Source organism: Albidovulum litorale (assembly GCF_025751495.1).
GTDB classification, from domain to species: Bacteria; Pseudomonadota; Alphaproteobacteria; order Rhodobacterales; family Rhodobacteraceae; genus Albidovulum; species Albidovulum litorale.
On sequence record NZ_JAOWKZ010000005.1, the window covers coordinates 125,955 to 151,715 of the forward strand.

At 64.1% G+C, this 25,761-nt stretch carries 24 protein-coding genes; 4 read left to right on the plus strand and 20 right to left on the minus strand.

Annotation, left to right across the window (positions count from 1 at the left end):
• Window positions 1-24 precede the first annotated feature (24 nt).
• The 5 genes from OEZ71_RS18505 to ffh all read right to left on the minus strand — a co-directional run bounded on the left by OEZ71_RS18505 (window position 25) and on the right by ffh (window position 3,636).
• The gene (locus OEZ71_RS18505; RefSeq protein ID WP_263741561.1) at window positions 25-321 is read right to left on the minus strand and encodes a chorismate mutase; all 297 of its coding nucleotides are present in this window, start codon (window positions 319-321) and stop codon (window positions 25-27) included.
• 76 nt (window positions 322-397) lie between these two features.
• Window positions 398-973, minus strand: coding sequence for a GNAT family N-acetyltransferase (locus OEZ71_RS18510; RefSeq protein WP_263741562.1), 576 nt, complete (start codon window positions 971-973; stop codon window positions 398-400).
• Window positions 970-1,509, minus strand: coding sequence for a GNAT family N-acetyltransferase (locus OEZ71_RS18515; RefSeq protein ID WP_263741563.1), 540 nt, complete (start codon window positions 1,507-1,509; stop codon window positions 970-972). Before OEZ71_RS18515 ends, OEZ71_RS18510 begins: the two co-directional genes overlap by 4 nt.
• Window positions 1,506-2,015, minus strand: coding sequence for a GNAT family N-acetyltransferase (locus OEZ71_RS18520; RefSeq protein ID WP_263741564.1), 510 nt, complete (start codon window positions 2,013-2,015; stop codon window positions 1,506-1,508). Before OEZ71_RS18520 ends, OEZ71_RS18515 begins: the two co-directional genes overlap by 4 nt.
• 100 nt (window positions 2,016-2,115) lie before the next feature.
• Window positions 2,116-3,636, minus strand: coding sequence for a signal recognition particle protein (gene ffh / locus OEZ71_RS18525; RefSeq protein WP_263741565.1), 1,521 nt, complete (start codon window positions 3,634-3,636; stop codon window positions 2,116-2,118).
• A 334-nt stretch (window positions 3,637-3,970) separates the two neighbouring features.
• On the opposite strand from ffh, the gene OEZ71_RS18530 reads away from it, so the two are divergent.
• A complete protein-coding gene (locus OEZ71_RS18530) occupies window positions 3,971-4,399 on the plus strand; it encodes a GFA family protein (RefSeq protein WP_263741566.1) in 429 nt (142 codons plus the stop codon).
• A gap of 105 nt (window positions 4,400-4,504) precedes the next feature.
• Here the strand turns inward: OEZ71_RS18530 and OEZ71_RS18535 are convergent, their stop codons facing one another.
• From OEZ71_RS18535 to xdhA, 8 genes are all read right to left on the minus strand, one after another.
• The gene (locus OEZ71_RS18535; RefSeq protein ID WP_263741567.1) at window positions 4,505-5,791 is read right to left on the minus strand and encodes an NAD(P)/FAD-dependent oxidoreductase; all 1,287 of its coding nucleotides are present in this window, start codon (window positions 5,789-5,791) and stop codon (window positions 4,505-4,507) included.
• Window positions 5,792-5,957: 166 nt separating this feature from the next.
• Window positions 5,958-7,043: a BMP family ABC transporter substrate-binding protein gene (locus OEZ71_RS18540; RefSeq protein WP_263741568.1), complete on the minus strand. Its 1,086-nt coding sequence runs from the start codon at window positions 7,041-7,043 to the stop codon at window positions 5,958-5,960.
• A 43-nt stretch (window positions 7,044-7,086) separates the two neighbouring features.
• A complete protein-coding gene (locus OEZ71_RS18545; protein WP_263741569.1) occupies window positions 7,087-8,019 on the minus strand; it encodes an ABC transporter permease in 933 nt (310 codons plus the stop codon).
• Window positions 8,019-9,098 (minus strand): ABC transporter permease, encoded by a 1,080-nt coding sequence (locus OEZ71_RS18550; RefSeq protein ID WP_263741570.1) that lies wholly within the window; start codon window positions 9,096-9,098, stop codon window positions 8,019-8,021. Before OEZ71_RS18550 ends, OEZ71_RS18545 begins: the two co-directional genes overlap by 1 nt.
• Window positions 9,085-10,614: an ABC transporter ATP-binding protein gene (locus OEZ71_RS18555; protein WP_263741571.1), complete on the minus strand. Its 1,530-nt coding sequence runs from the start codon at window positions 10,612-10,614 to the stop codon at window positions 9,085-9,087. Before OEZ71_RS18555 ends, OEZ71_RS18550 begins: the two co-directional genes overlap by 14 nt.
• Entirely contained in the window at window positions 10,611-11,561 is a 951-nt protein-coding gene (xdhC, locus tag OEZ71_RS18560) for a xanthine dehydrogenase accessory protein XdhC (protein WP_263741572.1), read from the minus strand. The genes OEZ71_RS18555 and xdhC overlap by 4 nt, the downstream gene beginning before the upstream one ends.
• Window positions 11,558-13,873, minus strand: coding sequence for a xanthine dehydrogenase molybdopterin binding subunit (xdhB, locus tag OEZ71_RS18565; RefSeq protein ID WP_263741573.1), 2,316 nt, complete (start codon window positions 13,871-13,873; stop codon window positions 11,558-11,560). Before xdhB ends, xdhC begins: the two co-directional genes overlap by 4 nt.
• Window positions 13,870-15,237 carry a xanthine dehydrogenase small subunit gene (gene xdhA / locus OEZ71_RS18570; RefSeq protein WP_263741574.1) on the minus strand — a complete coding sequence of 456 codons (1,368 nt, stop codon included), beginning with the start codon at window positions 15,235-15,237 and terminating at the stop codon, window positions 13,870-13,872. Before xdhA ends, xdhB begins: the two co-directional genes overlap by 4 nt.
• 3 nt (window positions 15,238-15,240) lie before the next feature.
• On the opposite strand from xdhA, the gene OEZ71_RS18575 reads away from it, so the two are divergent.
• The 3 genes from OEZ71_RS18575 (at window position 15,241) to dnaE (ending at window position 19,997) form a co-directional block, all read left to right on the plus strand.
• On the plus strand, window positions 15,241-15,432 hold the full coding sequence (locus OEZ71_RS18575) for a hypothetical protein (RefSeq protein ID WP_263741575.1): 192 nt from the start codon (window positions 15,241-15,243) through the stop codon (window positions 15,430-15,432).
• 70 nt (window positions 15,433-15,502) lie between these two features.
• Window positions 15,503-16,324: a DUF6544 family protein gene (locus tag OEZ71_RS18580; RefSeq protein ID WP_263741576.1), complete on the plus strand. Its 822-nt coding sequence runs from the start codon at window positions 15,503-15,505 to the stop codon at window positions 16,322-16,324.
• Window positions 16,325-16,487: 163 nt separating this feature from the next.
• A complete protein-coding gene (dnaE, locus tag OEZ71_RS18585) occupies window positions 16,488-19,997 on the plus strand; it encodes a DNA polymerase III subunit alpha (protein WP_263741577.1) in 3,510 nt (1,169 codons plus the stop codon).
• A 4-nt stretch (window positions 19,998-20,001) separates the two neighbouring features.
• Here dnaE and OEZ71_RS18590 read toward each other — a convergent pair whose 3' ends face one another.
• From OEZ71_RS18590 to hisD, 7 genes are all read right to left on the minus strand, one after another.
• On the minus strand, window positions 20,002-21,135 hold the full coding sequence (locus tag OEZ71_RS18590; RefSeq protein WP_263741578.1) for an alpha-hydroxy acid oxidase: 1,134 nt from the start codon (window positions 21,133-21,135) through the stop codon (window positions 20,002-20,004).
• 3 nt (window positions 21,136-21,138) lie between these two features.
• Window positions 21,139-21,693: a sulfopyruvate decarboxylase subunit beta gene (gene comE / locus OEZ71_RS18595; RefSeq protein WP_263741579.1), complete on the minus strand. Its 555-nt coding sequence runs from the start codon at window positions 21,691-21,693 to the stop codon at window positions 21,139-21,141.
• Complete coding sequence (comD, locus tag OEZ71_RS18600) at window positions 21,690-22,196, minus strand: sulfopyruvate decarboxylase subunit alpha (protein ID WP_263741580.1); 507 nt, start codon at window positions 22,194-22,196, stop codon at window positions 21,690-21,692. The genes comE and comD overlap by 4 nt, the downstream gene beginning before the upstream one ends.
• A gap of 66 nt (window positions 22,197-22,262) precedes the next feature.
• Complete coding sequence (locus OEZ71_RS18605) at window positions 22,263-22,667, minus strand: universal stress protein (RefSeq protein WP_263741581.1); 405 nt, start codon at window positions 22,665-22,667, stop codon at window positions 22,263-22,265.
• A gap of 34 nt (window positions 22,668-22,701) precedes the next feature.
• Window positions 22,702-23,697 carry a zinc-dependent alcohol dehydrogenase gene (locus OEZ71_RS18610; RefSeq protein ID WP_263741582.1) on the minus strand — a complete coding sequence of 332 codons (996 nt, stop codon included), beginning with the start codon at window positions 23,695-23,697 and terminating at the stop codon, window positions 22,702-22,704.
• The gene (locus OEZ71_RS18615) at window positions 23,694-24,461 is read right to left on the minus strand and encodes an SDR family NAD(P)-dependent oxidoreductase (RefSeq protein WP_263741583.1); all 768 of its coding nucleotides are present in this window, start codon (window positions 24,459-24,461) and stop codon (window positions 23,694-23,696) included. Before OEZ71_RS18615 ends, OEZ71_RS18610 begins: the two co-directional genes overlap by 4 nt.
• Window positions 24,454-25,761 (minus strand): histidinol dehydrogenase, encoded by a 1,308-nt coding sequence (gene hisD, locus OEZ71_RS18620; protein ID WP_263741584.1) that lies wholly within the window; start codon window positions 25,759-25,761, stop codon window positions 24,454-24,456. Before hisD ends, OEZ71_RS18615 begins: the two co-directional genes overlap by 8 nt.

Genomic DNA, 25,761 nt, shown 5'->3' on the forward strand with positions numbered 1-25,761 from the left:
AGGCAGATGCCTGCTATTCCTTGGTTATTTTTGCAGTTTCTCGTGATGCCTGATGACTTCGGAGATGATGAAGTTCAGGAATTTCTTGGCAAATTCGGGGTCGAGATCGGCCTCCAGCGCCATGCGCTGCAACCGCTCGATCTGCTGGCTTTCACGCAGGGGATCGGAGGGCGGCAGGTCGTGTTCGGCCTTCAGACGCCCCACCGCCTGGGTGTGCTTGAACCGCTCGGCCAGCGTGTAGACGAGGATCGCGTCGAGCCGGTCGATGCTCTCCCGGTGGCCCTTCAGCAGGGACGCGGCAAGGGTCGTGGGATCGCTCATCGGGGCCTCCGGTTCGGGGTCGGCAAAGTGTCGGCAAAACGTATGGCAAGCGTCGGGCAGATGTCGGGACGGACTTTCATGTGCGTCCCTCCCGGTAGTGGCGGTAGACGAGGACGGGGTCGTCGAAAGCGACCTCGGACGCGCGGTCGCGGGTCGCGCCAAGACGGTCGGCCAGACGCACCGAGCGGTCGTTGCCGTCGACGATATAGCTGACCAGCGTGTCCCAGCCGAGAGCGCCAAAGGCATGGGAGCGGGCGGCGTTGGCGGCCTCATGGGCGAGGCCCTTGCCCTCGGCCGCCTCGGAGAAGAGAAAGCCGAGTTCCGGCTCCCGGTCGCCGGGTTCGAAGCCGAGGAGGACGAAGCCGAGCAGCACGCGGTCGGCCTTGTCCTCGACCGTCCAGAGACCGTGACCGCGCAGGAGCCAGGTGGCGGTGGCCTGGGTGAAGTCGCGCCAGGCATCTTCACGCGACATCGGGCCGCCGATATAACGCCCGCGCTCGCTGCATTCGATCGCGGCCCAGTCGTCGAAATCGCCGATGTGCGGGGCGCGGAGGCGGAGCCGCGCGGTCTCGATCACCGGAATCATGGCTGCGAGCGAAGCCGCGAAAGCGGCGGCCGGGCCGGTCGAAGGCTGTTCCCAAGCGTGGATCATGTGCGCGCCTCCGGTTTCGGGTGGCGGTAGACATAGCAGGGTTTGTCGCCGCCGGGATGGGCGGCGTTGTCGTCGCGGCTGGCCCCCATGCGTTCGGCCAGCGCGATGGAGCGGGTGTTTTCGGGGGCGATGTAGCTGACGGCTGTGTCCCAGCCGAGGTCGCGGAAGGCATAGGCGCGGGCGGCGGTCGCGGCCTCGCAGGCAAAGCCCTTGCCCTCGGTCTCTGCCGCCCAGACCAACCAGCCGATTTCGCGTTCCGGCCAACCCGCGGGGAACCATGGCCCGGCCATGCCCAGCACCTTGTCCGCGCCCTTGGCCGTGAAGATGAACATGCCAAAGCCGCGCATCACCCAATGGCCGATGAGATGGCCGAAGGCACGCCATTTCCTGCCCTCGTCCAACTCGCCGTCGCGCACGAACTGCGAGCGGGGGGTGGAGAGGAAGGCGGAGAAGGCGGGCCAGTCCTGCGGCGCGGGGGCGCGGAGGGTCAGGCGGTCTGTGGTCAGGACGGGCGTATCGGCCAGATGCGGGGTCATGCGAGCCCCCTGATATCATGGACGATCACGACGTCGCCGGGATCGGTGCCGGGGATGGTGGGGTCGATCACGCCGCCGAGTTTCAGCCCGAGCGCGATGGAGCGGGCGTTGGCCGGGTCGATGATATTGATGAGCCGGTCCCAGCCGAAGCTCTTGCGCGCCCAGACCATGACGGCACGGGCCGCCTCGGCGGCGTAACCCTTGCCCTCTGCCTCCGGCACGGTGAACCAGCCAAGCTCGGGTTCGGGATAACCCATGAATTCATAGATGCCGACCTCGCCCACATAAGCGCCGGTTTTGCGGTCGTCGAGGCCGAAGGCGCCGTAGCCCTTGAACTGCCAGAGCGCCACATCGGCGGCCCAGTTCTTCCATGCCTCGTTCCGGTCCATCATGCCGCGTTCATGGATCGAACGGGGGGAGGCGAAGAACTCGGCCCAATGCTCGAAATCCGCGAGTTTCGGGGCGCGGAGGGTGAGGCGGTCGGTGTGGAGGGTGGGAGGGGTCATGCGGCCCCCTTTTGCGCGCGCAGCGCCCGACCCACCCCCAAAGGGGTAGGCGCTTCACGCCCTTCCCGTCGGGTCGGGCACTGGAGGGGCGCGTACAGGGTCACTTCTTCTTCCCGAACCCGCCGAGGCCCGAAAGCCCCGAGGGCAGCTTCATGCCGCCAAGACCGCCCGGCAGGCCCATGCCGCTCGGCAGCTTGCCGCCGCCGATGCCTTCCTGCATGCCCTTGGCCATGGCTTCCATCTCGGCCGGGCTCATCTTCGAGGGGTCGGGCATGCCGCCCTTGCCCATCATCTGCTTGATGGCCTGTTTCATCATGCCGCCCTTGCCCATCTTCTTCATCATGTCCGCCATCTGGCGGTGCATCTTCAGAAGCTGGTTGAGTTCCGAAACCTCCAGCCCGGCACCGGCGGCAATACGCTTCTTGCGGCTGGCCTGCAGAAGGGCGGGGTTGGCGCGTTCCTTCTTGGTCATCGAGTTGATCAGCGCGATCTGGCGGCGGAGGATCGAGTCATCAAAACCCGCCGCCTCCATCTGTTTCGCGGCCTTGCCCATGCCCGGCAGCATGCCCATCATGCCCTGCATGCCGCCCATCTTGATCATCTGCTCAAGCTGGGACTTGAGGTCGTTCATGTTGAAGAGACCCTTGGCAAAACGCTTGGCCATGCGTTCGGCCTGTTCGGCCTCCAAGGTCGCCTGCGCCTTTTCGACAAGGGCCACGATGTCGCCCATGCCGAGGATGCGGCCGGCGATGCGCTCGGCCTCGAAGGTCTCAAGCGCGTCCATCTTTTCGCCGAGACCCACGAAGCGGATCGGCTTGCCGGTGACAGCGCGCATGGAAAGGGCGGCACCGCCGCGGCCGTCGCCGTCCATCCGGGTGAGGACCACGCCGGTGATGCCGACCTTGGCGTCGAACTCCTGCGCGACCTCGACGGCGACCTGACCGGTGAGGCCATCGACGACGAGGAGGGTTTCGCGGGGCTTGGTGGCGGCGGCGACCTCGGCCACCTCATCCATCAGCACCTGATCGATCTGGAGGCGCCCGGCAGTGTCGAGCATGTAGACGTCGTAGCCGCCGAGCGTCGCCTGTTGTTTGGCGCGCTTGGCGATCTGTACCGCACTTTCGCCCTTGACGATCGGCAGCGTATCGACGCCGATCTGGGTGCCGAGGATCGCAAGCTGCTCCATCGCGGCGGGGCGGTTGGTATCCAAGGAGGCCATCAGGACGCGCTTCTTCTCGCGTTCCTTCAGGCGTTTGGCGAGTTTCGCGGTGGTGGTGGTCTTGCCGCCGCCCTGAAGGCCGACCATCAGGATCGGCGCGGGCGGGTTGTCGATTTTCAGCGTGCCGGGGTCTTCGGCACCGCGCAGCACGTCGATCAGCGCGTCATGGACGATCTTGACGACCTGCTGGCCCGGCGTGATCGACTTGGTGACGGCGGCACCGGTGGCCTTGCCCTCGACCGCCTTGATGAAATCGCGTGCGACCGGCAGCGAGACGTCGGCCTCCAGAAGTGCCACGCGGACCTCGCGCAAAGCGGTCTTGACGTCGTCCTCAGAGAGGGCGCCCTGTTTCGTCAGCCGGTCGAAGACGCCGCCAAGGCGTTCTGACAGGTTCTCGAACATATGGCCCTCCTTGGCCTTTCCACTTCACTGCCCCCGACATAGCGACAGGAGCGTCCAAACGCAAAACGCACCAGTGGGCGCAACGCGCTGACTGGTGGCGATCCCCTGACATTCCGGGGACCGGAAGCTTTGCCACTTCCGGAATCCGGGCGGGTTTAGGCGAGGGGAGGCGGCGAGTCAAGCCGGGTCGGGGTCTGACGGCGTTCCAGTTCGGGTGTCCCATTTAGCCCGATATGGTCCATGAATCGGCACTCTCGCCACCGGCTGCCAGCCTGTTTCGCGTTTGCCGACGTGACATGCTACACTTCGCCCTTCGAAGAGAACGGGGGAAGACATGTCGAAAACGTACAAAGGCCAATGCTTCTGCGGAGCCGTCGAAATCGAAGCGACGGGAGAACCCGCCGGGATGGGCTATTGCCACTGTGAAAGCTGTCGGGCGTGGTCCGCCGGCCCTGTCAATGCATTCACGCTGTGGGCTCCGGACAAGGTCAAGGTTGTCAAAGGCGCAGAGCATATCAGGCAATACAACAAGACCGAAAACAGCGACCGGAAGTGGTGCGACAAGTGTGGCGGTCACCTCATGGCCGGGCATCCGGGTCTGGGCCTCACCGATGTCTATGCTGCGGTAATTCCAGACCTTGAGTTCGCGCCGGGCATACATGTCAATTACGCGGAAACCGTGCTGCGAATGAAAGACGGCCTGCCAAAAATGAAGGACTTTCCCTCTGAGTTCGGCGGTTCAGGAGAAACGGTTCCGGAATAGGCCGACCAAGTTACCGTGTACCGGCCGCCACCCCTGACTTGTCGTCAGCGGGTGGCGGGTTTGCCCGAATGTTCGAGATTTTGAACTGAGGCACAGCCAAGTGCCTCAGCCCTTCTGGACCTCTTTCAGTTTGTCGATGCCAAGCATCTTCATCATGGCCTTTTCGTAATAGGGTTCGGACGTTCCCTTCCTGACCTTGTGCAGGAAATATTTCTCGAACCCGATCTTTGCCAGATGGACCCATTTTCCCGAAGACGCCCAGTTGACGTTCCGGGGCGGGATCTGCGGCTGGGCGACGAAGGCGACGCCGCTGTCGCCGAAATCGGCGAGGCAGACGGCGTTCCACGTGCCGACATTGTCGGGTTCCTTGCCGCGCAGCACCTGCCCGAGGTTGTGGGCCGTCGCGGTCACCATCGATTCAATCATGAAGCCGGTCTTCGGCACGCCGCAGGGCACCGGCGTCGGCCCCATCGGCGGGATCGCGACGCAGACGCCTACCGCGAAGATATTGGGGTATTTCGGATTGCGCTGGTGCTGGTCGACGATGGTGAAGCCGCGCGGGTTCGCGAGACCCTCTATGCCCGCGACCGCCTTGATGCCGCGGAACGCGGGCAGCATCATCGCAAAGCCGAAGGGCAGGGCCTTTTCCGCCTTGACCGATCCGTCTTCGGCGATCTCCTCGACCACCATCTGGCCGTCCTCGACCTTCTTGACGCGGGACGAGGTCATCCACTTGATGTGGTGGTTGCGCATCTCGCTTTCGAGCAGGCCCTTGGTGTCGCCGACCCCGTCGAGGCCGAGATGGCCGATATAGGGTTCGGAGGTGACGAAGGTCATCGGCACCTTGTCGCGGATCTTGCGGCGGCGGAGTTCGGTTTCCAGGATGAAGGTGAATTCGTAGGCCGGACCGTAGCAGGACGCGCCCTGCACCGCGCCGACGATGATCGGGCCGGGGTTCTTGCAGAAGGCTTCGAACTTTTCGGCGGCCATCTCAGCATGGTCGACATGGCAGATCGACTGGGTGTGCCCACCATGGGGGCCGAGCCCCTCGATCTCGTCGAAGGCGAGTTCGGGGCCAGTGGCGATGATCAGGTAATCGTAGTCGATCGATGTGCCGTCGACGAGGTCGAGCCGGTTTTCTTCCGGGTGCAGCTTTTCCGCCGCGACCGGCTTGAATTCGATCCCTTTTCTGTTCAGCGGCTGGGTCAGGTCGACCGTGATGTCGTCCCGTTCGCGCCAGCCGACGGCAATCCATGGATTGGACGGGACGAAGTGATAAAGGGGGTCCTTGGTCACAACGGTGATCCGGTCCTCTGGCCGGATCTGGTCGGCCAGTTCATAGGCCATGATGGAGCCGCCAAGCCCGGCCCCCAGAACGACGATATGTGCCATTTCCTGCTCCTCCCAGAGCATCGGCTGGCCATTTTGGGCAGCCTGATAGCACATACATATAATGAAAATGGAATATGATAATGATCTGTGTCAATTTCACGCAGCGAAAAGAAAAACCCCGCGCCGGGTGGCGCGGGGTCTGTCGTTCAGGGCGAAGTCCCTAGAATTACTTCGGAATATCGCCGGTGATGCCCTCGACATAGAAGCCCATGCCAAGAAGATCGCCATCCGGTGCGGTCTGGCCTTCGGCCAGCCAGGCCGAGCCGTCCTGCTTGTTGATCGGGCCGGTGAACGGGTGGTAGGTGCCTGCCGCGATGGCGTCGCGCATACCTTCCGCTTCGGCTTTCACCTCGTCTGGCAGACCGGTGAATTCGCCGATTCCGACCGTGCCGTCTTTGATCCCGTCCCATGTGTCTTCGGAGACCCATGTTCCATCCATAACGGCCTGGATCTGCCTGATGTAGTAGGGCGACCAATCGTCGATAATCGACGTTACGCGCGGAGTGGGTTTGTAGTCTTCCATATCGGAAGCCTGACCGAAGCCGATCGCGTTTCCGCCCGATTTGGCGATTTCCGCCAACGGTGCAGTGGAGTCGGTATGCGCGGCAATGACATCCACACCCTGATCGAGCAGAGCCTTGGCGGCGTCGGCTTCTTTGGCCGGATCCAACCAAGTGAACGCCCAGACGACGCTCAGTTCGACGTCAGGATTTACCTTTTTGGCGTTGTGGAAGTAGGAGTTGATCCCCATGATCACTTCAGGGATGGGGAACGAGGCGATGTAGCCGATCTTGTTCGACTTGGTCATGCGGCCGGCGATAAGACCCTCGATCGCGCGCCCCTCATAGAACCGGGCGTTGTAGATACCGACGTTGGGATGTTCGCGCTTGAAACCGGTTGCGTGTTCAAACTTTACGTTCGGGAATTTCGCGGCAACGGCGTTCGTCGGGTCCATGTAGCCGAAAGACGTGGTGAAGATGATGTTGCAGCCGCCAAGTGCCATCTGGGTCAGCACTCGTTCGGAGTCTGCGCCTTCGGGAACCGATTCCTGCCATTGAAACTGAACTTTGTCGCCAAAATGCTCCTGCGCCTTTGTCACGGAGGCGTGGTGCGCCTGCGTCCAGCCGCCGTCGCCAATAGTGCCGACATAGACGAAGCAGGCCTTGACGCTGTCCATCTGGGCGTTGGCCGCGCCGCCAAAGGCAAGCCCGAGGCCGAGCGCGGCAGAGGCAAGTAGATGTCTTCTTTTCATGTTACACTCCCGGTTGGTGGGGCTTTGGCCCCGATGTTTGGCCTCAGTGCGAGGCGTGGAAATTCTGCCCGAGGCTTGCAGGCGCGTTCAGAGACGCCTTGCCCCGGCCAGAGGACATGATGACCAGCACAAGGATGGTTATCAGATAGGGCGCCATCGACAAGTACTCGACAGGGATGGCAGAGCCCGCGGCCTGCAGATTGAGTTGCAGAACCGTGATGCCACCGAAGAGATAGGCGCCGATCATCACGCGCCAGGGCCGCCAGCTGGCAAAGACCACGATCGCGAGCGCGATCCAGCCCGCGCCAGAGGTGATGCCGTCGATCCATTGGGGCACGCGGACGAGGCTGACATAGGCCCCGCCCATCCCGGCCATGGCGCCCCCGAACATGATGCAGCCGATGCGGACGCGGGTGACCTTGTAGCCGAGCGAATGTGCCGCTTCGTGGTTTTCGCCGACCGCGCGGATGATCAGGCCGAGACGCGTCGATTTCAGGACCCACCAGGTCACCGCGACCATGAGGATGGAGAAATAGACCATCCAGTCATGCCCGAAGAGGACGCGGCCGAAGAATGGGATATCGGCCAGGGGACCGAAGGGCACCGCGCCCGTGGGTGGCGGCTTGATGCCGTTATAGCCCTGGCCTGCGAGCGAGGAGAGGCCGAGGCCGAACAAGGTCAGCGCCAGACCGGTGGCCACCTGATTGGTGAGCAGGAACTGGGTCAGGCAGGCGAAGATCAGGCTGAGTGCCGCGCCCGCCATTGCGCCACCGATGAAGCCCACGACCGGGCTTCCGGTATTGACCGCCACGATGAACCCGGCGATGGCGCCGATGATCATCATCCCCTCGACGCCGAGGTTCAGGACGCCCGATTTTTCCACGATAAGCTCGCCGAGCGCGGCCAGCATGATCGGAACCGCCGCCACCATGAGCGAGGCAATCAGAACGGCCGGGTTAATTGATCCGAAATCCATCACTTGCCTCCCGTGAACATGCGGATGCGGTAGTTGGACAGGACGTCCACGCCGAGTAGGAAGAAGAGCAACATCCCCTGGAAGACCTGGATTGCCGCCGATGGCAGGCCCATATTGGTCGCGGCCATCTCGCCGCCGACATAGGTCAGCGCCATCAGAAGCCCGGCAAAGACGATGCCGATCGGGTTCAGACGCCCGAGGAAAGCCACGATGATCGCGGTGAAGCCGTAGCCCGAGTTGAAGTCGATTGAGATCTGGCCCGCAGGCCCCGTCACCTCGAACAGCCCCGCGAGGCCTGCAAGCGCGCCTGAGAGGCCCATGCAGAAGACGACGAGCCGGGTCGGGTTGACGCCGTGGAACCGTGCCGCGCGCGGCGCCTGACCCGCGAGCTTGATCTGGAAGCCGAGGATGTGTCGTTGCAGGAGGATATAGACGAGAACCGCCGTCACCAATGCCGCGACGCCGCCCCAATGCAGGCCCGATCCCGCGATCAGTTCGGGGTTCGAGGCTGCCTTGTAGGACGAGAAGTTGCGGCTGCCGGGAAAGCCCGCGCCATCGGGATTGCGCAGGAAGCCGGTCGCGGCCTTGGCGAGGATTGTCTCGGCGACATAGACCAGCATCAGGGAGACGAGGATTTCATTGGTGTTGAACCGCGTCTTGAGGATCGCCGGGATCATCGCCCAGAGCCAGCCGCCTAGCGCGCCCGCGATCACCATGACCGGATAGATCAGGCGGGTTTCGGTCGGATAGACGGCAAGGCCCACCGAGGCACCGATCACAGCGCCCATGATGTACTGGCCTTCCGCGCCGATATTCCAGATGCCTGCCCGGAAACCGAGCGCGAGGCCGATGGCGATCAGGATCAGCGGCCCCGCCTTCACCAGCAACTGACCGCGCAGGTAGAAGGCGAACTCGCCGAAGATCGGGTCCCAGAAGATGGTGCGGATCACCGCGAACGGGTCCTTGCCGAGCATCGCAAACAGGATGCCGCCGACGATCATCGTCAGGAGGACGGCCACCACCGGCGTGCCGTATTGCCAGAACTGCGAGGGGTTTGGACGTTTCTCAAGCCTCAGCATGATGCGCCACCTCCATTCCGTGGGCGCCGCCCATCATCAGCCCGATCTCGTCAATGGTCAGGCCCTTCACCGGGCGCGGCTTCGAAAGCCGGCCCTCGTTCAAGACCGCGAACATGTCCGCGACCTCCAGAAGTTCATCGAGGTCCTGGCTGATCACAACGACGCCCGCACCTTCCGCCGCGCGGTTGAGGATCGCCTGCCGGATCGCCGCCGCCGCGGCGGCATCGACGCCCCAGGTGGGCTGGTTGATGACGATGACTTCCGGCGTCTGGTCAAGTTCGCGCCCGATCAGGAATTTCTGCAGATTGCCGCCCGACAGCGCGCGGGCCGCGACATGGTTGCCGGGTGTGCGCACGTCATAGGTGGCAATGACCTCATCGGCGAAGCGCCGCGTCGCGGGCCAGTCGATGAAACCCCTGTTCGACAGCTTGCGCCGCAGGTATCCGCTAAGAAACGCGTTTTCCACGAGCGACATATCGGGGGCCGCGGCATGGCCGTAGCGGTCCTCGGGCGCGGCCACCAGCCCGGCATTGCGTCGTTCGGACGGGCCGTAGTCGCCCGCCGCATGACCGTTCAGGCGAACCTTGTCCGGCGCGGTCCTGAGTTCACCTGAAAGCGCCAGCAACAGCTCGTCCTGCCCGTTGCCTGCGACGCCCGCGATGCCCAGAACCTCACCCCGCGCGACGGTGAAACTGACCTTCTTCAGCGATGTGCCGAAGGGGATCGGCGAGTCGACCGACAGATCGGTCACGCCCAGCACCACCTCGCCCTTGTCGGCGGCCTTGCGCTCCGGCGGTGTCAGCGTTGCGCCGACCATCAGTTCGGCCAGTTCGCGCGCCGTGGACTGTTTCGGATCGGCGGTGCCGACGACCTTGCCGCGTCTGAGGATCGTGGCGGCATCGCAGAGCGTGCGGATTTCTTCCAGCTTGTGGGAGATATAGAGGATCGCCGTGCCCTCGGCCGACAATTGCCGGAGCGTCCGGAACAGGATCTCCACCTCCTGCGGCGTCAGCACGGATGTCGGCTCGTCCATGATCAGGAGCTTGGGGTCCTGAAGCAGGCAGCGGACGATCTCCACCCGCTGGCGTTCGCCCGCCGAGAGGTCGCCCACCATGCGCGACGGGTCCAAAGGCAGCCCGTATTCCTCGCTGACCGCCCGGATGCGTGCGGCAAGCTCGCGCATCGGGGGCGGGTTTTCCATGCCAAGGGCGACATTCTCGGCGACGTTCAGCGCCTCGAAAAGCGAGAAGTGCTGAAAGACCATCGCGACGCCCAGTTCGCGTGCCATGCTGGGCGCGGTCGGCGCGAAGGCTTTGCCGCGCAGCGTCATCCGTCCCTCGTCGGGCTTCACGAGGCCGTAGATCATTTTCACCAGCGTCGATTTGCCCGCGCCGTTTTCACCCAGAAGCGCGTGAACCTCGCCGACGCCGATCTTGAACGAGACATCCTCGTTCGCTTTCACCCCGGGATAAGACTTGCTTATCCCATTGATATCGAGAAGAATTTCCCCCGTCATCCCGCGCGTTCCTTTTGTGAGTTTTGTGCGGTCTTCGCTTTCAGTACTTCGGTGGCCACGCCCACGGCGATTGCCTGCGGGTGCTTGCCAAGACTTGGATCGCCGATCGGGCAGCGGATGCGGTCGATCTGACCGTCCGCATGGCCAAGGGCCTTCAGCCGCGACCGGAACCGCGCCCATTTCGTGGCCGATCCGATCAGGCCGGCCATGCCGAAGCCGTGGCCAAGCAGCCGGTGGCAGATTTCAAGATCGAGCGCATGGCTGAAGGTCAGGACCAGATGCTCGGCATGGCCCGGAGCATCCGGCACCAGATCGGCCGGGTTGGCGGCGATTTTCCGCACGACGCCTTCCGGCACATCCGGGAAGCGCGCGGCATCGGTGTCGATCCAGGTCAGCCTGAGGCCGGGCAGGGGGGCAAGCACCGAAACCAGCGCCCTGCCGACATGGCCTGCGCCCCAGATCCAGATGTCGCGCATGGGCGCGGTCACCGGTTCCACCATCCAGCCATGCAGGATGCGCGGGACCGGCCGGAAGCCTTCGCCCCGCGCCCGGTTGAGGATGCGGCGCACCGACAACGGCATCTCGCCGGTGGTGCCGGGCAGGGGGCGGGCGATGACGGTTCCATCCCCAAGCGTGGCCAGCCTTTCCGCGCCCCACACCTCCGACAGCAGCACGACCGCGCCGCCGCAGCACTGGTTCAGCGCCGGGCCGAGCGGCATCCGGTCGAGCCGGTCGTCCCCCCCGTCCGCCAGCATGTCCCGCGCTTTCGCCGCCGCCTCGTATTCCAGAGCGCCGCCGCCGATCGTGCCGGACTGGCCCCCGGCCCAGACCAGCATCGCCGCGCCCTCCTCGCGCGGGGCAGAGCCTTTGACCTCGGCCACGACGACCCGCGCCACGGCTCCGTGTTCGGCCACCGCGCGGGTCAGGGTTTCGCGGTCGAAACTCATTTCCCCGTCCCCCTTGCGCGCTTGACCGCCGCCAGCACAGCCTCGGAAGTCGCGGGGGCCTGAAGGTCGGGATAGTTCGGCCCGCAGGCGGCACAGGCGTCCGAGAGTGCCGAGAAGACCGAAATCCCGTGCATGAAGGGCGGTTCGCCCACGGCCTTCGACCGGTAGATCGTGTCCTCGCGGTTCGCCCCGTGCCAGAGCGCGACATTGAAGATGCGCGGCCGGTCGGAGCAGGCGGGGATCTTGTAGGTGGAGGGCGCATGGGTGCGCAGCCGCCCCTTGTCGTCCCACACGAGTTCCTCGGTCGTCAGCCAGCCCGCCCCCTGCACATAGGCCCCTTCAACCTGCCCGATATCGAGCGCTGGGTTCAGGCTTGCGCCTGCATCATGCAGGATATCGGCGCGCAGGATGCGGTTTTCGCCGGTCAGCGTGTCGATCACCACTTCGCTTACTGCCGCGCCATAGGAGAAGTAGTAGAACGGTCGCCCGCGTCCGGCGACACGGTCCCATGTGATCTTTGGTGTCGCGTAGAAGCCGGTGGATGAAAGACTGACGCGGCCCATGTAGCAGCGCGACGCGGCTTCGGCGAATGTCATCTCGTCGCCGCCGACAAAGACCTTGCCCTCCTTGAAATGCACCTTGGCGGGCACCGTCTGATGCTCGCGCGCCAGATAGTCGGCCATCCGGTCGCGGATCGTGTCGCAGGCGGCCTTGACCGCCATGCCGTTCAGATCCGACCCGGACGAGGCCGCCGTGGCCGAGGTATTGGGCACCTTGGCGGTATCGGTCGCGGTGATGGCGATGGCCCCGACATCGACGCCGAAGGACGCGGCGGCGACCTGGCTGACCTTGCGGAAGAGGCCCTGACCCATCTCGGTCCCGCCATGGTTCAGATGGATCGAACCATCCGAATAGACATGCACCAGCGCGCCCGCCTGATTGAGGTGGGTGAGCGTGAAGGAAATGCCGAACTTCACCGGGGTCAGCGAGATACCTTTCTTAAGGATCGCATTTTCGGCGTTCCACTTTGCAATCGCCGCCTTGCGGGTGGCGAAAGCGCTCGATGCTTCCAGTTTCGTCACCAGCCCGTTCAGGATGAAGTCCTCGACCTCCATATGATAGGGGGTCGTCTGCTTCTTCTTGGCCGAAGTACTCCCGCCGGAGGCGTCCTTCATATCGGCATAGAAATTTGCCTTGCGGACGGCGAGCGGCTCAAGCCCGAGCTGATGGGCAATGTGATCCATCGCGCGTTCGATCCCCAGCATTCCCTGCGGGCCGCCAAAGCCGCGATAGGCGGTGGCGGACTGGGTATTGGTCTTCAGTCGGTGGCTTTCGATGCGCACATGCTCAAGGTTGTAGGCATTGTCCGAATGCAGCATCGCCCGGTCGGCGACCGGCAGGGAAAGGTCCATGGCCCAGCCGCAGCGGGCGAGTTGCAGGAACTCGATCCCGAGGATGCGACCCGTGTCGTCCACGCCCGCCCGGTACTCGATGCGGAAATCGTGGCGCTTGCCGGTGATGACCATGTCGTCGTCGCGGTCATAGCGCATCTTGGCCGGGCGACCCAGTAGGCGCGCTACCAGTGCGCAGGACACGGCCAGCGCATTGCCCTGGCTTTCCTTGCCGCCAAACCCGCCGCCCATGCGGCGGATCTCGACCCGCACGGCGTTCATCGGCACGCCTATGGCTTCGGCCACCTTGTGCTGGATCTCGGTCGGGTGCTGGGTCGAGGACTGGACGATCACGCCGCCCTCGGCGGGCAGCGCAAGGGCCGCCTGACCTTCGAGGTAGAAATGCTCCTGCCCACCCATCTCGAACCGGCCTTCGACAACGCGAGGGGCGCTTGCGATGGCCTTCGCAGCATCGCCCTTGGTCCAGATGACCGGGCCGCCCTCGAACCGGCTGCCGGCTGCCATCGCGTCATCGACGGTCAGCAGCGCGGGACGTTCCTTGTAGATGATCCTGCCCTTGCGCGCCGCCTTGCGCGCGGCAAGGTGGCTGTCGGCGATGACAAGGAAGATCGGCTGGCCGACATAGTGAACTGTGCCGGTGGCCAGCAAGGGCTCGTCATGGATCGAGGGCGATACATCGTTGGCGAAGGGCAGGTCGTCGGCCGTCCAGACCGCGATCACGCCCGGCGCGGCGCGCACTGCCGAGAGGTCCATCGACGTGATCTCGCCATGCGCCACGGTCGAGAGGCCGAAGGCCAGATGCGCGGTGTTCGCGGGCAGGGGCACGTCGTCGATGTAACGCGCGGTGCCGGTGACATGGAGATGGCCGGAATCGTGGGTGACGGGTTTCGCGACGCTCATGCCTCTACCTCCAGCACCGAAACGGGGTTGCCTGACCGTTCATGGAAATACCGCAGAAGCATGTTCTGCGCCGTCTCCAGCCGGTAATCAGCCGAGGCGCGCATGTCGGTCATGGGTGTGAAGTCCTTGGCAAAGGCGGGCAGGGCGGCTTCGATGGTCGCAAGCGTCCAGTCGCGACCCTGAAGCGCCGCTTCGACGGCGGAGGCTCGTTTCGGGATGCCGGCCATGCCACCGAAGGCGATCCGCGCGCTTTCAATTTTCGAACCTTTAAGGTCGATATTGAAGCATCCGCAGACCGCAGATATGTCCTGATCGAACCTTTTCGAGAGTTTGTAGCAGGCAAGGGCGGGTGCTGTGTCGGGGATCGTCACCGCCTCGACAAACTCACCTTTCGCGCGGTCCTGCTTGCCATAATCGATGAAGAAATCCTCCAGCGCGATCTCGCGCCGGGTGTCGCCCTTGCGCAGATGTAGCCGCGCGCCCATGGCAATCAGCGCCGGGGGCGCGTCGCCGATGGGCGAGCCATTGGCAATGTTGCCGCCGATGGTGGCCGCGCCCCGTACCTGTTCCGAGGCGAAGCGGCGCAGAAGTTCGGCGAAGGCCGGATGCGGGTCCTCCATCGCGCGGCGCAAGGCCGCGATGGTCACGCCCGCGCCCACACGCCAGCCACCTTCGACATTCTCGATCTCTTGCAGATCGGTGCAGGCATGCAGGAAGGCGACCTCGGGCAGGTCGCGCAATTGCTTGGTGACCCAAAGCCCGACATCGGTCGCGCCCGCGACAAGGACGGCGTCGGGATGGCTTTCATACCATTCCGCAAGCTCATCCGACGTCGCGGGCGCGAAGGGGGCGGCATCCCCGGACAAAGCCCCCAGATTCTCAGTCATCCAGTCCGGCACGGGCGCGTTCGCCACCGCCTCGGCCGCACGGATGATCGGCGCGTAGCCGGTGCAGCGACAGAGATTGCCCGCGAGGTAATCGTCGTGATCTGTCGCGCCGTTCTTCTGGGCCGCTGCCATCGACATGACGAAACCCGGCGTACAGAAACCGCACTGGCTGCCATGCTTTTCGACCATCGCGGTCTGAACCGGATGCACCTCGCCCTTTGGGCCCGTCAGGCCCTCGACCGTGCGGACGGCTTTCCCATGCAGTTGCGGCAGAAAGAGGATGCAGGCATTCAGCGCGCGTGTGCCGCCCGTGTCGGTCACCATGACCGTACAGGCGCCGCAATCGCCTTCGTTGCAGCCTTCCTTGGTTCCCGTAAGGCCCCGTGTGTCACGCAGCCAATCCAGTAGCGTCCGCGTGGGGCTTTCGCCTGACACGGTCACGGGCGTTCCGTTCAGCAGAAACGCTATGTCGTTCATCGAATGAACCCGCCGCCTTCTCCTCTTTCCGGCCAGTTGCGCATCCGCCCGATGCGGCGTAAAGCGGATGTCGCGCGCCTCCCTGCCTCCATGAAGCGCCGAACCTTGCCACAAGGCAAGCTAAACCTTTTTCAAAAACCGCTGAGCAGTTTCTTGGATTTCAAGATAATCGCCGGAATTTCACCGGTCGGGTAACCCTTACTGGCAATGCGAACCGCGCCCGGTCATACTTGCCCCAAGGGTGGTTTCGAATACCGGGTAGGGCATGGAAACGGCGCTTTATGTGCTTGTGCTGGTGTCTCTGGCTCTGATCGTGGCGCAGGTCACGGCGAGCCGGCGCCACCGCGCGTTTGTTCTCGATCTCGCTCGGAGGTTGCGGGACAGCGCGCCCACCCTCGATGTCGAGGCGACATTGCCGCCGATTGTCGCGGATTTTGCCCGGCGCAACGGGGCGAATCTCGACGGGATGCCCCGGGTGGCGTCCTTCCATCAGACCGGCGAGCTTCGAATCCGCAAGGGCGGTGCATTCCGATCGTTTCTGGCCTGGCAGGTCGTGGCGCTCGGCCGGGCCGGGTTTCTTTGGGAGGCGCGCCAGACCGGTGCGTCGCCGGTCTGGGTCAGGGTTCTTGATGCCTATATCGGCGCGGAAGGATGGCTGGAGGTCTGGCTGTTCGGGACGATCCCGCTGAAGAAGGCCGAGGGCGATGCTGTTTCGCTGGGCGAGGCCTATCGCTATCTGGCCGAGCTGCCCTGGGCGCCGGACGCGATTCTCGGCAATCCCGATCTGGCCTGGCGGGTGACCGGGCCCGATGCAGCCGAGGTGCGGATGACCGTGCAGGAGGGCGTCGCCCGGGTGCGGTTCGGTTTCGACGCGGCGGGTGACATCGTGACCATGGAGGCAGAGGGGCGGCCGGCTTTGGATGAGGATGGCAGGACGGTCAACCGCGACTGGCGCGGCCGTTATGACGACTACGCCTGGATCGGCGGGCGGCGCGTGCCACAATCCGGCGAGGTGGGTTATGTCTACACATCGGGCTACGAGGCTTACTTTCGCGGCCGGATCAGCGATTACGAGATATCCTCGTGACGGCCGTCCCCGAGCGGCGCGCAAAAATCTTTGAAGACTTTTGCCAAGAAAATTTTGATTTTCTAGAACCTTGCGGGGAATCGGGCCGGACGCAAACAGGCACGTGGCAGGACACTCGGATTGGGTCTTTTCGCGCCCGTCGCTGATAAGCTAGGGTCCGGCCATGGCGACCGCTCCCCGATTCATCCATCTCCGCACCCATACCGAGTACTCGCTTCTAGAAGGGGCGGTGCCGGTCAAGAAACTCGTCGGCTTCTGTGACAAGATGAAGATGCCCGCGATCGCGGTCACGGATACGAACAACATGTTCGCGGCGCTTGAATTTTCGGTTCTGGCGAAGGGGGCGGGCGTGCAGCCCATCGTCGGTTGCCAATTGTCGGTCGATGCCGATCCCGTCCAGCAGGGCGAACGTCCCCGCCGGCCCGCGCCTGTTGTCCTTCTGGCGCAGAACGAAGCCGGGTACATGAACCTGATGAAGCTCAATTCCTGCCTTTACCTGCGCGGCGACGGATCGCTGCCGCATGTGACGGTGGAAGAGTTGGAGGCGCATTCGGATGGCATCATCTGCCTGACCGGCGGGCCCGACGGGCCGGTTGGCCGCTTCTTGCAAGCCGGGCAGGGGCCCAAGGCTGAGGCGCTGATGCGCCGCCTTGCCGCCGCCTATCCCGACCGGCTCTATGTCGAGTTGCAGCGCCATCCCGGCGAGGGTGGTCAGTATACCGAGGCCGAATGTCTGACCGAACGCGGCCATGTCGAGATGGCCTATGCGATGGGCCTGCCGCTGGTGGCCACGAACGATGTCTATTTCCCGAAACCGGACATGTACGAGGCGCATGACGCGCTGATCTGCATCGCCGAGGGTGCCTATGTCGACCAGCAGGAACCGCGCCGCCGCCTGACACCGCAGCATTACCTTAAATCGCCGGAAGAGATGGCGGCGCTTTTCGCCGACCTGCCCGAGGCGCTGGACAACACCGTCGAGATCGCCCGCCGCTGCGCCTTTGCGGCCTACAAGCGCAAGCCGATCCTGCCGCGTTTCGCCGATGACGAGGTCCACGAACTGCGCCGTCAGGCGAATGAGGGGCTTCAGGCGCGGCTTGCCGTCATCCCCCATGCGGTGAGCGTGGAGGAGTACCAGGAACGGCTCGATTTCGAACTCGGCATCATCGAACAGATGGGGTTTCCGGGCTACTTCCTGATCGTTGCGGACTTCATCAAATGGGCCAAGGATCACGACATCCCGGTAGGACCTGGGCGGGGTTCGGGCGCGGGGTCGCTCGTTGCTTACGCGCTGACGATTACCGATCTTGATCCGCTGCGCTATTCGCTGCTGTTCGAACGGTTCCTGAACCCTGAGCGGGTGTCGATGCCGGACTTCGACATCGACTTCTGCATGGACCGGCGCGAAGAGGTGATCCGCTATGTGCAGGACCATTACGGACGCGACAAGGTGGGCCAGATCATCACCTTCGGTGCTTTGCTGTCAAAAGCCGCTGTGCGCGATGTGGGCCGGGTCTTGCAGATGCCCTATGGGCAGGTGGATCGCCTGTCGAAGCTGATCCCGGTCGAGGGGGTCAAACCCGTATCTATCGAAAAGGCGCTGGCCGATGAGCCGCGCCTGCGCGAGGCGGCACGGGCAGAGGAGGTGGTGCAGCGGCTTCTAGACTATGGCCAGAAGGTTGAGGGGCTTCTGCGCAACGCCTCCACCCACGCTGCCGGTGTGGTGATCGGCGACCGGCCGCTGGACGAGTTGGTGCCGATCTACCGCGATCCGCGCTCGGACATGCCCGCGACCCAGTTCAACATGAAATGGGTCGAACAGGCGGGGCTGGTGAAGTTCGACTTCCTCGGGTTGAAGACCCTGACCGTCATCCAGAACGCTGTCGACCTGATCCGGGCTGGCGGGCGGCATCTGCACGAGGCCGCCGACGGGCGGCGTCTTTACGATCCACCCGAAGGCGCCGAGGACCAGATCAACGCGATCCCGCTCGATGATGAGCCGACGTACAAGCTCTATGCCGCGGCGAAGACGGTCGCGGTGTTCCAGGTTGAAAGCTCGGGCATGATGGATGCGCTGCGCCGCATGAAGCCCACCTGTATCGAGGATATCGTGGCACTCGTGGCGCTTTACCGCCCCGGTCCGATGGAGAACATCCCGACCTATTGTGAGGTGAAGAACGGGCTGAAAGACCTTGAATCTATTCATCCTTCCATCGACCATATCCTGAAGGAAACCCAAGGCATCATCGTCTATCAGGAACAGGTGATGGAGATCGCGCAGGTCATGGCGGGCTACACGCTCGGCGGCGCCGACCTGTTGCGCCGGGCCATGGGCAAGAAGATCGCCGAGGAGATGGCGAAGGAGCGGCCGAAGTTCATCGACGGGTCGGTCGCGAATGGGGTGGACAAGAAGAAAGCCGGAGAGGTATTTGATCTTCTTGAGAAATTCGCCAATTACGGTTTCAACAAATCCCACGCCGCCGCCTATGCCGTCGTCAGCTATCAGACCGCCTGGCTGAAGGCCAACCACCCCGTCGAGTTCATGGCGGGCGTCATGAACTGCGATATCCATCTGACCGACAAGTTGTCGATCTATGCCGAGGAGGTGCGGCGGGGCCTCGACATCACCATCGTGCCGCCTTGCGTGAACCGGTCTGAGGCGACGTTCTCGGTGGCGGATGGGCAGATCGTCTATGCTTTGGGGGCGCTCAAGAATGTCGGTGTCGAGGCGATGAAGATGATCGTCGAGGCGCGAGGCGCGAAACCCTTCGCCACGCTCTTCGATTTCGCCCGCCGCGCGGATCTGAAGCGCATCGGCAAGCGGCCGCTGGAGATGCTGGCGCGGGCAGGGGCTTTCGATCAGCTCGACCCCAACCGTGCCCGGGTCTTCGGCGCACTCGACGCGCTTTCGGCCTATTCGGCGGCGATCCACGAAGGCCGCGCCTCGGCTCAGGTCTCGCTCTTCGGTGAGGCGGGGGATGACCTGCCGGAACCGCGCCTGCCGAATTGCGATGACTGGCTACCCGCCGAACGGCTGGCGCAGGAGCATCAGGCGGTGGGCTTCTACCTCTCGGGTCACCCCTTGGACGACTACGCCCCGGCGCTGAAGCGCAAGGGGATGCTGACGCTGGCCGAATTGCAGCAAAAGGCCGAGCGCGACGGCGCGGCGGTGGCGCGGGTGGGCGTCCTCGTCTCGGGCCTGCAAGACCGCAAATCGGCACGCGGCACGCGGTTTTTCCGCATGAACATCTCGGACCCGACCGGGCAGGTCGCGGGCATTGCGCTTTTCACCGAAGATTTCGATGCCTGCCGCCGGGTCTTCGACGGGACCAATCAGGTGGTGATGTCGCTTGAGGCGCGGTTCAACGAGGGCCAGTTCGATCCTGTCGGACGGGGCGTGACCCCGATGGAAGGCGCGGTGGCGGATGCGGGCGGAGCGGGCCTGCGTATCCATATCGAGGACGAAGGCGCGGTCACGTCGGTCGCATCGCTTCTGACCCGGATGATGGAAGAGGCCAAGATCCGCACCCGCGGCCCGATCAGTTTCTGCATCGCCAATCGCGACACAGGCGAGGAGGTGGAGGTCGAGGCCGGGCAGGATTATCCCGTCAACCCACAGGTCAAGGGCGCGATCAAGGCGATGCCGGGCGTGGTTCTGGTCGAAGAGGTCTGATCCGTCAGTTTTGCGCGCCGGGCGTGGTCGCTCCGGCCAGTTCCGAAGCCGACAGACCGGTAATGCCGGTCTGCGCCATCGCGATGCTGAGTTCGTCGCTGATTACATCCCAAAGGCAATGCAGGCCTTCCTCGCCTGCGGCGGCGATGGCGAATTGCAGGATGCGGCCGAGAAAGACGAAATCCGCGCCCGAGGTGCAAGCTTTCAGCACATCTTCCCCCGACCGGATGCCGCTGTCGTAATAAAGCGGGAATGCCTCGCCGAGCGCGGCCCGGATTTCGGTCAATGCGTGGATTGGCGCGGGTGCGCTTTCCAGTTGTCGCGCGCCGTGGCTGGAGACCTGGATCGCATCGGCCCCCGCCGATTTCAGCTGCATCGCGTCCTCAGGATCGAGCACGCCTTTCACGACCAGCCGGCCCGGCCAGAGGTCGCGCAACCGTTTCAGTGTGGACCAGTCAGCCTTTGCCCGGCTTTCAGTGCGGTCGAAGGTGAAACCCTCCATCGCGAAATTCGCCATCTGAGGGCGTCCGGCGAAAAGCGTGGTGAGCGACCAGCGCGGGTGCAGCGCGAAATCGACGAACTGGCGCGGCCCGATCCGGAACGGCATGGTAAAGCCGTGGCGCAACTCACGCGGGCGGCGGCCGACCTCGGGCACGTCGACGGTCAGGACCAGTGTTTCATATCCCGCCGCCTGTGCGCGTTCGACCAGCCGGAAGGTCCCCGACCCGTCACCGCTGAAATAAAGCTGGAACCATGCATTCCCTTCGGCCACCTCGATCAGCCGTTCCATCGGGGTCGAGGCGACGGTTGAGACGCCAAGCGGCACCGCGTGGCGCGCGGCAAGCCGGGCCAGCATCAGGTCGGCGCCGGGGCCTGAAAGATTGCACATGCCCATCGGTGCGATGCCGAAGGGGCGGCCGGTCTTCTTGCCGAAAAGCGTCGATGTCAGCGACCGTTCGCTGACATCGCAGAGGATGCGCGGCCGCAGACAGATCGCGTCGAGCGCCGCCCGTTGCCGCGCCGCGCCGGTCTCGTTGCCCGCCGCGCCGTCGATATAGTCGAAGACCATCCACGGCAGGCGACGCTGCGCGAGGCGGCGGGCATCGCCGCTGGAATGGATGTTCCGGGCGGCAGACATGGTTCAGGCTTTCACCGCCTCCATGAAACGGTGGCGGATGACGACCGGGTCCAGCGTGATCACCGGCATCTTGGCATTGCCGCTTTCGCATTTGCTGACGATCACGGTCATGCGGTCGCCTGCCAGCGCCTCTTCCAATACCTTCTTGGTGTCCTCCGCCCGGCATTCGATGACGTTGTCGCAGCCGCAGGCTTTGGCCACAGCCGTCAGCGACGTCTTCTTGCCCGCATAGGTCGGCTGGTCGCCGGTCGAACCGTAGGAACCGTTGTCAATGATCAGCAGGATGTAGTTGTCAGCCGGATTGTTGGCGATGGTCGGCAGCGTGCCGAGATTGGTCAGGACCGAGCCGTCGCCGTCGATGGCGATCACCTTCTTCGGCTGTGCCAGCGCAAGGCCAAGTCCGATGGACGAGGCCAGCCCCATCGTGCCGAGCATGTAGAAATTCGTCGGCTGATCGTCGATCGCGTGCAGTTCCTGGCTCGGGATGCCGATATTGCAGACGACGAGGTGATCGCGGATGACCGGGGCGATTTCGCGCAGGATTTCAGAGCGGATCATTGGTCGCCGTAGCCTCCCCAGAAATTGGCATCGGTCAGGATCGCGACCGGCTTGTTGGACATGAATGTGTATTTCAGGATGTTGTCGAGTTCCTCGACATCCTTCTGCCAGTGGAAGTGGTAGGTCGGGATGTTGAGCTGCGCCAGAAGCGCCTTGGTATGGACCGCCATTTCCACCTGACAGGCGACAGGTTCGCGCAATTCGCCGCGGTAGGAAATCAGCATCGGCAGCGGCATCCGGTAGAACTGGGTCAGTGTTGCCAGCGTGTTGATCGTCACGCCGATGGCGGTGTTCTGCATGATGATCGCAGGCTTTTTGCCGCCCATGAAGGCGCCCGCGCAAAGGCCCATGCCCTCGTCTTCCTTGTTTGAGGGCACATGCATGATCTCGGGCCGCCGGTCGACCTCGTCGATCACGCCGGCGAGCTGTTTGCACGGGACCGTTGTCACGAACGATATGCCGTTCGCGACAAGGTCGTTTACGATGCGGGAGTGGATGGACACGGGTTTCGGTCTCCTGATTGGTGGGGGCGCAACGCGGCCTGCTACGAGTTGGCCGCGCGGCAGGCTTCAGCGCAAGACATGAACGGAGCAGGACGCGTGGCGGACGACCCGCGCCGCCGTTGATCCCAGAAAATAGTCCTTCAGACCGGGCTTATGCGATCCGATCACGATACAATCAGCGCCGATTTCATCCGCATAGTCAGCGATCGTGCGACCGGTATGGCCGGCAAGAATAACCGGGGTCACATCTTTTTGGTCGGCGACCCGCTGTTCCAGCCGGGCGCGGGCGGCCTTAAAGGCCGAGTTGACCGTCTCGTCGTCGAGATAGGTCCGCACAGAACCCTGGGGCGCTTCGTACACATGGAGCGCAACCATCTCTCCACCCTCGTCAAGAAGTTGGCGGGCGACGCCGATCGCGGAAATGCCGATGCCGTGATCAAGCGCCATGGGGATCAGGATCTTTTTATACAACGGCCTCTCCTTGTGTCTTGGGACAACGGTGCTGTCAGGCACCGGGTGTCAGTATGATTTTCGGCGCGGGGGACTTGCCTGACCGGATCTCGCTGAAACTCACCGCTCCGTCGCTGAGTGGCCTTTGGTCGAGCCAGTCGAGCGGACCCAGTCGGCCGTCGAAGATCGCGGCGGCGGTCTGGCGGAAATCTTCAGCGGTGTAGGTATAGGTGCCGATGAAGGTGATCTCCTGCAACGTCATGCGCCGGATATCCAGCCCGCCGGTATTCTCGCCCAGTCCGATATGGAGGATCACGCCACCGGGGCGGGTATGTCTGGACGCGGTTGCGCGTGTCGCGGCGAAGCCCACACCGTCAAGGACGATGTCGAACAGATCGCCCGCGCCAAGCTGATCCGGAGCGATGGCATTCTGGCCGCAGCGCTCGCGCAGATAGGTCCGGCGGGTCGGGTTGGGTTCGACCACCGTGACATCCGTGATACCCTGCGCGGAAAGGCTGAGCGCGCCGCCGAGGCCAATCGCACCGCCCCCCAGTACCAAAGCCCGTGCCGATGCCGCCGCATCGCCCAAAGCCGCGCGACCAAGCCGGACGGCATGCCAGCCACAGCCGATTGGCTCGGCCAAAGCCGCCTTGGCAAAGGACACATCATCCGGAACCGTGACCAGATTGCGGGCAGGCATTGCCACCCACTCGGCAAAGGCGCCTTCGCGCGGCGGCATCGAGATGATCTGACGGCTGGCGCAGAGGTTGTCGCGCCCCGCCTGACAGGCCGGGCAGGTGCCGCAGGTCACGAGCGGATTGATCGTCACACGTTCGCCATCGCGCGGCCCGCCGGTGATCACGCCGGACGCTTCGTGGCCAAGGATCAGGGGCGCGGGCCGCCGTTCGTCATGGCCGAGATAGGCATGCATGTCCGAGCCGCAGATGCCGACCGCCTCGATCCGGATCAGCTCTTCGTCCGGGCCGGGCGTGGGGTCGGGCATGTCGCGGTAGGCGAGTGTTTCGGGGGCTTCGTAGACGAGCGCTTTCATTTCGCGGTGAACCCTCCGTCGACCATGAGGACCTGCCCGGTCACATAGGCCGAGGCTTCCGAACTGAGGAACAAAAGCGGGCCGTCGATATCCTCCGGCTCGCCATTCCGGCCGATGCAGGTCTGTGCGGCGTTGCGCGCGGCACGTTCGGGATCGGCAAAGACCGGGGCGGTCAGTTCGGTGCGGAAAAAGCCGGGGCCGATGGCGTTTGCGGTGATGCCATGGCGCGACCAGGCTTCGGCCATGGCGCGGGTCAGCTGGGCGATCCCGCCCTTCGATGCGCCATAGGCCAGCCCGCCGGTAAAGGCCCGCGTCGTCTGCAGCGAGGCGAATGTGACGATGCGCCCCCAGCCCTTCTGCTTCATCGCGGGCACCAGCGCCTGACTGAGGAAGAAGGGTGCCGCGAGGTTGAGGTTCAGCGTCACGTCCCAGCCTTCGGGCGTCACCTCGTCTGCGGTCTGCCTTGTGTTGATCCCCGCCGCATGGATGACGATATCGGGCGGGCCGAATGGTCCCGCCACGTCACGCGCGATCCCGGCCAGCGCCGAGCGGTCGGAGAGGTCCGCCTGTACGGCGGCGGTGTCGCCCGCTGCCTCGGCCTGCCAGTCCGCCAGCACGTCGGCGCGTCGGGCGACGCCCACCACCTTTGCACCCGCCGCCCCGAGGACGACGGCCGCGCGGCGACCGAGGCCCGAACTGGCCCCGGTGACACAGGCGACCTTGCCCCTAAGATCGAACAGCGAGGAGGAATGAGGCTCAGCCATTGGCGGTCAGGTCGAACTCTTCGTCGGGGAAATACTTCGCCAGACGGACATCGGCGGCGCGGGCGTGACCCTCCATCCCTTCGAGCCGCGCGATGCGGGCGGTGGCCTCGGCTACGGGTTTCGAGCCTTCGCGGGTTGCCCGCTGCCATGTGACGATCTTCATGTATTTGTGGACGCTGAGCCCGCCGGTATAGGAGGCGGCGCCCGAGGTCGGCAGCACATGGTTGGTGCCCGCCGCCTTGTCGCCGTAGGACACTGTCGTTTCTTCACCGAGGAAGAGCGACCCGTAGCAGCTCAGTCGATCCAGCCACCAGTCGAGATCTTCGGCCTGCACCGTCAGATGCTCGGGTGCATAATCGTCCGAGGTGGCGGCCATTTCCTCGCGATCGGCACAGAGGATCACCTCGGCATAGTCGCGCCAGGCGGCGGTCGCGTTTTCGCGGTTCACATCGGGCAGGTCGTCGATATAGGTCGGGACCAGTTCCATGACCCTCTCGGCCAGCGCGCGGTCGTCGGTAACGAGCCAGACGGGCGAGTTGTAGCCGTGCTCGGCCTGACTCACGAGGTCGGTCGCCACGATATGCGCATCGGCCGTCTTGTCGGCGAGGATCAGACTGTCGGTCGGGCCCGCGATCATGTCGATGCCGACCCGGCCAAAGAGCATGCGCTTGGCCTCGGCCACGAACTGGTTGCCGGGACCGACAAGGATCTTGGCCTTGGGCAGACCGAAAAGGCCGAAAGTCATCGCCGCGACGCCCTGAACCCCGCCCATGGCCATGATCTTGTCCGCACCGCAAAGATGGGCGGCATAGACGATGGCGGGGGCGATGCCGACACCCGGACGGGGGGGCGAACAGGCGGTGATGTGATTGCAGCCCGCGACCTTGGCCGTGGTGACCGTCATGATGGCGCTCGCGATATGGCTGTAGCGCCCGCCGGGTACATAGCACCCCGCCGCGTCGACCGGGATCGCCTTCTGCCCGGCGATCAGGCCCGGCACGACCTCGTATTCGATATTGGCGACCGTGGATTTCTGCTGCTCGGCGAAGCGGCGCACGTTGTCGTGGCTGAACTGGATGTCACGCTTGAGTTTCTCCGGCACCAGCGCGCAGGCTGCCTCGATCTCTTCCGGTGTCAAGATGATCGAACCGTCGTACTTGTCGAACTTGGCAGCATATTCCAGCGCCTTTGCATCGCCGCCCGCCTCGATATCGTCGAGGATCGCACGCACGATCTTCTTGGTTTCCGAGGCGTCCGACTTGGAGGTCAGGCTGGCTTTCTTGAGATATTCACGGGGCAT

Excerpts from the sequence above, each read along its gene's own strand:
- OEZ71_RS18505 (WP_263741561.1), bottom strand. The coding sequence starts at position 321 with ATGAGCGATCCCACGACCCTTGCCGCGTCCCTGCTGAAGGGCCACCGG.
- OEZ71_RS18510 (WP_263741562.1), bottom strand. The coding sequence starts at position 973 with ATGATCCACGCTTGGGAACAGCCTTCGACCGGCCCGGCCGCCGCTTTC.
- OEZ71_RS18515 (WP_263741563.1), bottom strand. The coding sequence starts at position 1,509 with ATGACCCCGCATCTGGCCGATACGCCCGTCCTGACCACAGACCGCCTG.
- OEZ71_RS18520 (WP_263741564.1), bottom strand. The coding sequence starts at position 2,015 with ATGACCCCTCCCACCCTCCACACCGACCGCCTCACCCTCCGCGCCCCG.
- ffh (WP_263741565.1), bottom strand. The coding sequence starts at position 3,636 with ATGTTCGAGAACCTGTCAGAACGCCTTGGCGGCGTCTTCGACCGGCTG.
- OEZ71_RS18530 (WP_263741566.1), top strand. The coding sequence starts at position 3,971 with ATGTCGAAAACGTACAAAGGCCAATGCTTCTGCGGAGCCGTCGAAATC.
- OEZ71_RS18535 (WP_263741567.1), bottom strand. The coding sequence starts at position 5,791 with ATGGCACATATCGTCGTTCTGGGGGCCGGGCTTGGCGGCTCCATCATG.
- OEZ71_RS18540 (WP_263741568.1), bottom strand. The coding sequence starts at position 7,043 with ATGAAAAGAAGACATCTACTTGCCTCTGCCGCGCTCGGCCTCGGGCTT.
- OEZ71_RS18545 (WP_263741569.1), bottom strand. The coding sequence starts at position 8,019 with ATGGATTTCGGATCAATTAACCCGGCCGTTCTGATTGCCTCGCTCATG.
- OEZ71_RS18550 (WP_263741570.1), bottom strand. The coding sequence starts at position 9,098 with ATGCTGAGGCTTGAGAAACGTCCAAACCCCTCGCAGTTCTGGCAATAC.
- OEZ71_RS18555 (WP_263741571.1), bottom strand. The coding sequence starts at position 10,614 with ATGACGGGGGAAATTCTTCTCGATATCAATGGGATAAGCAAGTCTTAT.
- xdhC (WP_263741572.1), bottom strand. The coding sequence starts at position 11,561 with ATGAGTTTCGACCGCGAAACCCTGACCCGCGCGGTGGCCGAACACGGA.
- xdhB (WP_263741573.1), bottom strand. The coding sequence starts at position 13,873 with ATGAGCGTCGCGAAACCCGTCACCCACGATTCCGGCCATCTCCATGTC.
- xdhA (WP_263741574.1), bottom strand. The coding sequence starts at position 15,237 with ATGAACGACATAGCGTTTCTGCTGAACGGAACGCCCGTGACCGTGTCA.
- OEZ71_RS18575 (WP_263741575.1), top strand. The coding sequence starts at position 15,241 with ATGAACCCGCCGCCTTCTCCTCTTTCCGGCCAGTTGCGCATCCGCCCG.
- OEZ71_RS18580 (WP_263741576.1), top strand. The coding sequence starts at position 15,503 with ATGGAAACGGCGCTTTATGTGCTTGTGCTGGTGTCTCTGGCTCTGATC.
- dnaE (WP_263741577.1), top strand. The coding sequence starts at position 16,488 with ATGGCGACCGCTCCCCGATTCATCCATCTCCGCACCCATACCGAGTAC.
- OEZ71_RS18590 (WP_263741578.1), bottom strand. The coding sequence starts at position 21,135 with ATGTCTGCCGCCCGGAACATCCATTCCAGCGGCGATGCCCGCCGCCTC.
- comE (WP_263741579.1), bottom strand. The coding sequence starts at position 21,693 with ATGATCCGCTCTGAAATCCTGCGCGAAATCGCCCCGGTCATCCGCGAT.
- OEZ71_RS18610 (WP_263741582.1), bottom strand. The coding sequence starts at position 23,697 with ATGAAAGCGCTCGTCTACGAAGCCCCCGAAACACTCGCCTACCGCGAC.
- OEZ71_RS18615 (WP_263741583.1), bottom strand. The coding sequence starts at position 24,461 with ATGGCTGAGCCTCATTCCTCCTCGCTGTTCGATCTTAGGGGCAAGGTC.
- hisD (WP_263741584.1), bottom strand. The coding sequence starts at position 25,761 with ATGCCCCGTGAATATCTCAAGAAAGCCAGCCTGACCTCCAAGTCGGAC.